We start from the raw sequence: 6,718 nt of genomic DNA on the forward strand, positions 1-6,718 counted from the left end.
CCCTTGGGTCAAAGTGACAAATTAATTTGTTAAACCTGTTGTCATCCCCAAAATTTTGATTATAATAGAAGAACAGTACACGGGGCCTTACTGGATTCGATTCGGTAGTGAACGCTGCTCCGTGATTCAGGCCGAGAGTGAGTTGTCTCTCGTCAATCCCCAACTCAAAAAAAAAGTAAATGCGAACAACATCGTTCCTTTCGCTCGTAAAGCGGCCACTGTTGCTGCCTAACAACCTCTAGCAGGTTTGAGCGGTCTGTAGCTTGACTCCGTTAAAGGCTGCGGACAAACCCTCAACGGATGCTCTAGTAAGGTTTCTCTGGTTACTTGCTAGTTAAGACTTAACCTGAGTATCCTGTCATCCGGGATAATGGATGGTCCCCGCCCAGAGGGTTAAATGGGCTATGCCTGTGAATGAGCGGTAAGTTAATAACTATTGAAGACACGGGTTCGATCCCCGTAGGCTCCATAATCATCAAAAAAATCAACCCATCTGATACAATCATGTAAAGGATGGGTTGATTTTTTATGAACTCTAAAATAGCGATGGTTATCTGTGAAAACCCTAGATGTAGTCAGGAATTTACCAAGCCTTTAGCAGAGTTTAAACGCAGTGAAAGGCTGGGGCGACAGCACTTTTGTTCGCTCAAATGCTATGCCAAGTTTAAAGGAATTAAAAATTTTAAAGATAAAATAAATACGAATTATGATGGATTAAAGACAGGAAGCGAGCAAGATGATTTATCTCCCTTTCGCCATCCTCTGAAAATTATTAGGAAATCGGTTAAGCAGCGCAAGATAGAGTCTTCAATAACCTTAGAAGACCTCAAACTGATTTGGGACCAACAAGGCGGAATTTGCCCTTATACGGGATGGGATTTGGTGCTGTTCCCTTGCACAACAGATTACCACTCCCGTCCTTTAACAACAAATCGAGCGAGTGTAGATCGGATTGATTCCTCGAAAGGGTACAGTTTGGATAATATTCAATTTGTGGCTGTTATGGCTAATTTTGCTAAAAATCTCTTTACCGAAACTGAGCTTTTAGAGTTTTGTCAGGCCGTTTATCAAACTTATCACAGTCAAGGGGGGACTATCGAAAACATTCCCGGGGGACAAGATAGGGAATTAGAATTTCTCCCTCAATCGAATCCTCTTATATTTGAATCTCCCCGGGGTAGTAAGCGAATTGACAGTTATTCTCCGTTTCGGCAGCATTTGAATTTAGCTCGAATGCACGCTCGGATGAAGGGACGGGAGTGCAGTCTGACTTTGGAAGATTTAAAGCAACTGTGGGAAAGGCAGGGGGGACGATGTGTTTATACGGGATGGGAATTAGAGAATCCCCCGAGTACGAATGGGAGGTTACGGTGCGATCGCCATCCCCGAAGGGCAAGTTTAGACCGAATTGATTCAACCCAGGGATATCGGTTGGGAAATGTTCAGTTTGTTTCAGTGATGGCGAATTATGCGAAGCGGGATTTTGAGGAAAAACAATTGTGGAAATTTTGTGTATCTGTGGTAAAATATTGTCGTCAAAAAGAGTAAAAACAGGAAAGCACCGCTTAATTTACGACTTCAAAGACTGTTCTCCTCACCAACTCTGTATAATTTTTCGATAAAAGAAAATTGGGTGGGAATTACCCACCCGATAAAACTCTACTTTGAGCAACTTTTGGAAGCATCTATAAGAGTCCTTCTTGGGGTTTGAGCCATTTATTTAAGGTGGTATGGATGGTGTGCCCTATTTGCTGCTTCAATCGCCAAGCGGCAAATGCCTTATCATACTCTTCTCCATTCAATTGGTAGGTTTTCCATCCTTTCAGGGCAAGGAACAATCCCCACAGAAATAGAATCGGCAAACTCCAGGTCAGGGTATGAGCCGTCAGGAGATTCAAGACCACTAAAAATGAGTTGGCAATTCCATAACGAACGAGATTATTTTTGAACTTAGTCTGGCGATAAAGGTCAAAACCGCGCCGTTCTTTCAGTTGACCTTGGTTAACCAACCATTCTTGTTCAGCATGGGCAATATTTTCCGGTGGAATGCCAAGTTCTTTGGCGATTTCTACGAGTTGAACTCGGGAAAACTCTTCGGATTCGGTTTGGCGGGTGATCGCCAGGTGAAGGATTTGCTGAACGGCTTCTGGGGTATAAGATTCAGGCATCGCAGTTAGTTTCTATAGGAGGAATCAGATCAGAGAATTCTCAAAACTCTTTTTCCTGTTATTTTAGCGAATCTGAAAACCGAACGGGTCTTTTTTTGAGTACGGATGACTCCCCTATCGAACTGGGGATCATGTGTTCTTCAGGGCCGCCTAGAGCATCCGTACAGGATCCGGTAAGACCTGGATATTTCACAAAATATTGACTAATTAGGACCAAATTAGCGCCAAAATCTGGGTTTTGGGCGGGTTTATTTGAGCCTGCCTCACAGGTCCGCGTCTTGAACGGGACCCGAAACAGTCCAAAGCGCGATCGCATCCCCCATACGGAAATCCACCCGCGATCGCTGCATAAGCGCCTAGAATAAAACAATCCAATTTAACATTTTTTTTTCCAGTTGCTCATTGCTGACAACCTCTAACCTTTCAGCAGATCATCCCCAGTTTTTCTGTAAAACTGATAGCAACTGCCTCAGACTCATCCCCTCTAATCCGTGATCTTAACTTTAAAAAAACGATTGAAGCTGGCCCTAACCCTTAACAATGCCTGAACCCTATCACCCTGCTAACCCTTCCATGTCCATCAATCATTCCCTGATGTATTCCGCTGCCCTGGAACGGGCAATTGACCCCAACCCACCCATCGTTTCCCCGGAAACATCCTTGGAAGAAGTCCTTGCCTTAATGAGTCATGTTAGAAGTAGCTGTCCCTTGCCTTCCCCCACGGACTCCCTTCAACCCAATATCTTGCATTCCGTGAGGGCAAGTTGTGTCTTAGTCCTAGAAGGTGCACCGACGGTTTCTGAACAACTGAATGCGATTCGAGATACTGGAAAACTCCCCGATCGCCAAAACCGAATTCTGGCTAGTAAAGTGGGAATTTTTACCGAACGAGATATCGTCAAAATGACCGCCGCTGGAGTTAATTTAAAAACGGTCAAAATCTCCACTGTCATGACCTTCCCGGTGGTGACCCTCACCGAATCCCAATCCCATGATATTTTTACCATTTTGTCTGTTTTTAGACAGCATCAAATTCGCCACCTTCCCCTAATTGATAACCAGGGCTATATCTTAGGAATTCTCACCCCAGAAACGATTCGACAAGCTTTACAGCCGGTCCGTCTTTTAACTCAATTACGAGAAGTTAAAGACATTATGAGTCCGAATGTAATTCAAGCCCCCATAAATGCTTCGGTGCTGGAATTAGCTAAATTAATGGCCGATCGCCGGGTAAGTTGTGTCGTCATTTGTCAGGATGCTTCCGAGACTGAAATAACCTATTCCCGAGCTAAAATTCCCGTAGGAATTGTCACAGAGCGCGATTTAGTCCAATTTCAAGCCCTGCAACTGGATTTAGGAAAAATGCAGGCCAAAGATGTCATGAGTTCCCCTTTATTTTCCCTCAGTCCCCAGGATTCTGTGTGGTTTGCCCATGAAGAAATGCAGCGCCGACGAGTGCGCCGGTTAGTAGTTTCTAGTGCGGAAGGATATCTCTTGGGACTGGTTTCCCAAACCAGTTTATTGCAAGCCTTACATCCTACTGAAATGTATGGGGCAATTGAAACGTTACAGGAAGTGGTCGAAAATAGAACCAAAGAATTAAAAGAAGCCAACGAGCAATTACAACGAGAAATAGAGGAGCGAAAACGGGCCGAAATTGCCCTGCAAACCGCCCATGATAATTTACAAAAATTGGTAGAAGAACGCACCGCAGAACTTCGCGCCACTAATGCCAAACTGGAACAAGATATTCGCGATCGCCAGCGAGTTGAAGCCGCCCTGCGCGAGTCGGAAGCCCAGTTGCGGCAGCAAGCCCACGAATTAGAAGCCGCTATGCGATCGCTCCAACAAACCCAATTCCAACTCATCCAAGCCGAAAAAATGTCCAGCCTGGGACAATTAGTCGCTGGGGTTGCCCATGAAATTAACAACCCCGTTAACTTTATTTATGGCAATCTCTCCCATGCCACACAGTACATTCAAGACCTCTTGGAATTGATTAATTTGTATCAAATTCATTTCAATCAAACCGTTCCTGAAATTGAAAATAAAATCGAAGATATTGATTTAGATTTTTTAGTGAGTGACCTGCCCAAAATGATTGCTTCCATGCAGATTGGAGCCGATCGCATCCGGTCAATTGTTTTATCCTTACGCAACTTTTCTCGTCTCGATGAAGCGGATAGAAAGCGGGTCGATATTCATGAAGGACTGGATAGTACCCTGTTGATTTTACAACATCGACTCAAAGGCCATCCGACACGGCGAGAAATTATCATCCTAAAAGAGTACGGAAATTTGCCTAAAGTGGATTGTTATGTTGGTCCACTCAACCAAGTATTTATGAACATTATCACCAACGCGATCGATGCTCTGGATATGGGACATAGCCTCAACGAGCGATCAAATGGTAAAACGTCGTTGCGATCGCCTTTATCCTCCGTTCCCGCCACCTCCCCCACCATCCGAATTCGGACCCAAGTTGACGAGCGCGATCGCATTAGTATCTCCATTGCAGATAATGGTCCAGGCATGACCGAAACCGTGCGTCGTCGCTTATTTGAACCCTTTTTTACCACCAAACCTGTTGGTAGTGCCACCGGGTTAGGATTATCCATTAGTTATCAAATTGTGGTGGAAAAACATAAAGGACAATTGCATTGCCATTCAACCCCCGGACATGGCACCGAATTTATGATTGAGATTCCTCCTTTTCAACCCTATGGCGAACCGCCCCTATTTGAGCCAGCCACTGAGAAGACCCGATCGCCAGACTCCTAAGTGCTAAAATAGCGACTGCTGCTTACCCGTTCAAATTTTCAAAGAATAGGGGTTTAAAGTCACGACAATCTATGATACAATAAAGGGTTTTGAACTGTTTTAAACCTCAGCCCACAGAATCAGTCCATTGTCCTCAAGTTTAAATCATTTTAATCCTTGAATCAGCAATGATAAGATATAAAACTTATTAGAAAATGTCTGCACCTAACGGTTCAAGGTCGGCATTCAAAGTGGCATTTGGGACCCGGAGCAATACCCTCCTGGCCCGAAGCCATGCCAAACGATAAGAACCAAAACTGACGCGCCAAAACAGAGGAACATTCGTGCTCGATATCAAGCAAATCCGGGAAAATCCACAAACCATACAGGAACGCCTGAACCGGCGAGGTGAAGGCTATGATTTACAGCCCATATTAGAGTTAGATCGCAAAGTGCGAGAATTAGAGACCCAGAGATCGCAACTTCAAGCCCGCAGTAACGAAATTGGCAGACTGATCGGACAACAGATGAAATCCGGCAGCAAACCGGATGACCCCGCCATTCAAACCTTAAAAGAAGAAGGCGACCTGTGGAAAACTGTACGGAGCAGCGACCTCGAACCCCGAGAAAGAGAACTCAAAGCCGAACTCGACAACCTCCTCTTAAACCTCCCCAACCTCCCCAGCGAATCCACTCCTGTGGGGAAAAGCGAAACCGAAAACGTCGAAGTGCGTCGCTGGGGTGACGAATATCTGCCGAAACATGACCAAATTCGCCCCCACTGGGAAATTGGCGAACAAATGGGGATTATCGACTTTGAACGGGGAGTAAAAATTGCCCAAAGTCGATTTATCAGCCTAATTGGGGCCGGTGCCGCCTTAGAACGAGCTTTAATTAGCTTTATGCTCGATCGCCACATCCGCCACGGTTATATAGAAGTCATGCCGCCGGTTCTCATTAATAGCACCTCCCTGCGTGGGACCGGCCAACTTCCGAAATTTTCAGAAGAAAGCTTTCAATGTAGTGAGGATGACCTCTGGCTGGCCCCCACCGCCGAAGTCCCCGTCACCAATCTCTATCGTGATGATATTCTCGCACCGGAGAATTTACCGATTAATCACTGTGCCTATACCCCTTGTTTTCGCCGGGAAGCGGGGGCCTATGGCAAAGATACCCGAGGATTGATTCGACTCCATCAATTTAATAAAGTGGAACTGGTCAAAATCGTGGCTCCAGAGACCTCTGAAGAGGAACATCAAGCCCTGGTAAAGGATGCCGAAGCCATTCTACAAGCATTGCAACTGCCGTATCGGGTATTGGAACTCTGCACCGGAGATATCGGCTTTGGGGCGCAAAAGTGCTACGACTTAGAAGTCTGGTTACCCTCTTCGGGCAAATATCGGGAGATTTCTAGTTGTTCTAACTGTGGAGATTTCCAAGCTAGACGCGCCTCTATTCGCTTCAAAGAAGCAGGGAAAAAGGGCACTCAATTTGTCCATACCTTGAATGGATCCGGTTTGGCTGTGGGACGAACAATGGCAGCAATTTTAGAAAACTATCAGGATCCAGATGGTACAGTTCGGATTCCCGAAGTGCTGCAACCCTATCTCGGAGGGAAAACGGTCTTGTAGGGAGATGGGGGAGATGGGGGAGATAGGGGAGATAGGGGAGATAGGGGAGATAGGGGAGATGGGGGAGATGGGGGAGATAGGGGAGATAGGGGAGATAGGGGAGATAGGGGAGATAGGGGAGATAGGGGAGATAGGGGCGGTTCTTCCCCAACCGCCCCC

4 protein-coding genes and 1 other RNA gene are annotated in these 6,718 nt (G+C 45.8%); 4 read left to right on the forward strand and 1 reads right to left on the reverse strand.

Going from position 1 to position 6,718, the window contains the following annotated elements; translation table 11 throughout:
* Positions 1 to 81 precede the first annotated feature (81 nt).
* Positions 82 to 472: a transfer-messenger RNA gene (gene ssrA / locus NG796_RS22825) on the forward strand.
* 56 nt (positions 473 to 528) lie between these two features.
* Complete coding sequence (locus NG796_RS22830; RefSeq protein ID WP_261209452.1) at positions 529 to 1,548, forward strand: hypothetical protein; 1,020 nt, start codon at positions 529 to 531, stop codon at positions 1,546 to 1,548.
* 137 nt (positions 1,549 to 1,685) lie between these two features.
* Here the strand turns inward: NG796_RS22830 and NG796_RS22835 are convergent, their stop codons facing one another.
* Positions 1,686 to 2,168 (reverse strand): 2TM domain-containing protein, encoded by a 483-nt coding sequence (locus NG796_RS22835; RefSeq protein ID WP_261209454.1) that lies wholly within the window; start codon positions 2,166 to 2,168, stop codon positions 1,686 to 1,688.
* A gap of 540 nt (positions 2,169 to 2,708) precedes the next feature.
* Between NG796_RS22835 and NG796_RS22840 the strand changes: the two genes are divergently transcribed.
* Both NG796_RS22840 and serS read left to right on the forward strand, forming a co-directional pair.
* Positions 2,709 to 4,949 carry a CBS domain-containing protein gene (locus NG796_RS22840; RefSeq protein WP_261209456.1) on the forward strand — a complete coding sequence of 747 codons (2,241 nt, stop codon included), beginning with the start codon at positions 2,709 to 2,711 and terminating at the stop codon, positions 4,947 to 4,949.
* A gap of 323 nt (positions 4,950 to 5,272) precedes the next feature.
* Positions 5,273 to 6,559: a serine--tRNA ligase gene (serS, locus tag NG796_RS22845; RefSeq protein WP_261209458.1), complete on the forward strand. Its 1,287-nt coding sequence runs from the start codon at positions 5,273 to 5,275 to the stop codon at positions 6,557 to 6,559.
* Positions 6,560 to 6,718: the final 159 nt, after the last annotated feature.

The organism is Laspinema sp. D2d, assembly GCF_025370755.1.
GTDB lineage: Bacteria > Cyanobacteriota > Cyanobacteriia > Cyanobacteriales > Laspinemataceae > Laspinema.

Excerpts from the sequence above, each read along its gene's own strand:
- NG796_RS22830 (WP_261209452.1), top strand. The coding sequence starts at position 529 with ATGAACTCTAAAATAGCGATGGTTATCTGTGAAAACCCTAGATGTAGT.
- NG796_RS22835 (WP_261209454.1), bottom strand. The coding sequence starts at position 2,168 with ATGCCTGAATCTTATACCCCAGAAGCCGTTCAGCAAATCCTTCACCTG.
- NG796_RS22840 (WP_261209456.1), top strand. The coding sequence starts at position 2,709 with ATGCCTGAACCCTATCACCCTGCTAACCCTTCCATGTCCATCAATCAT.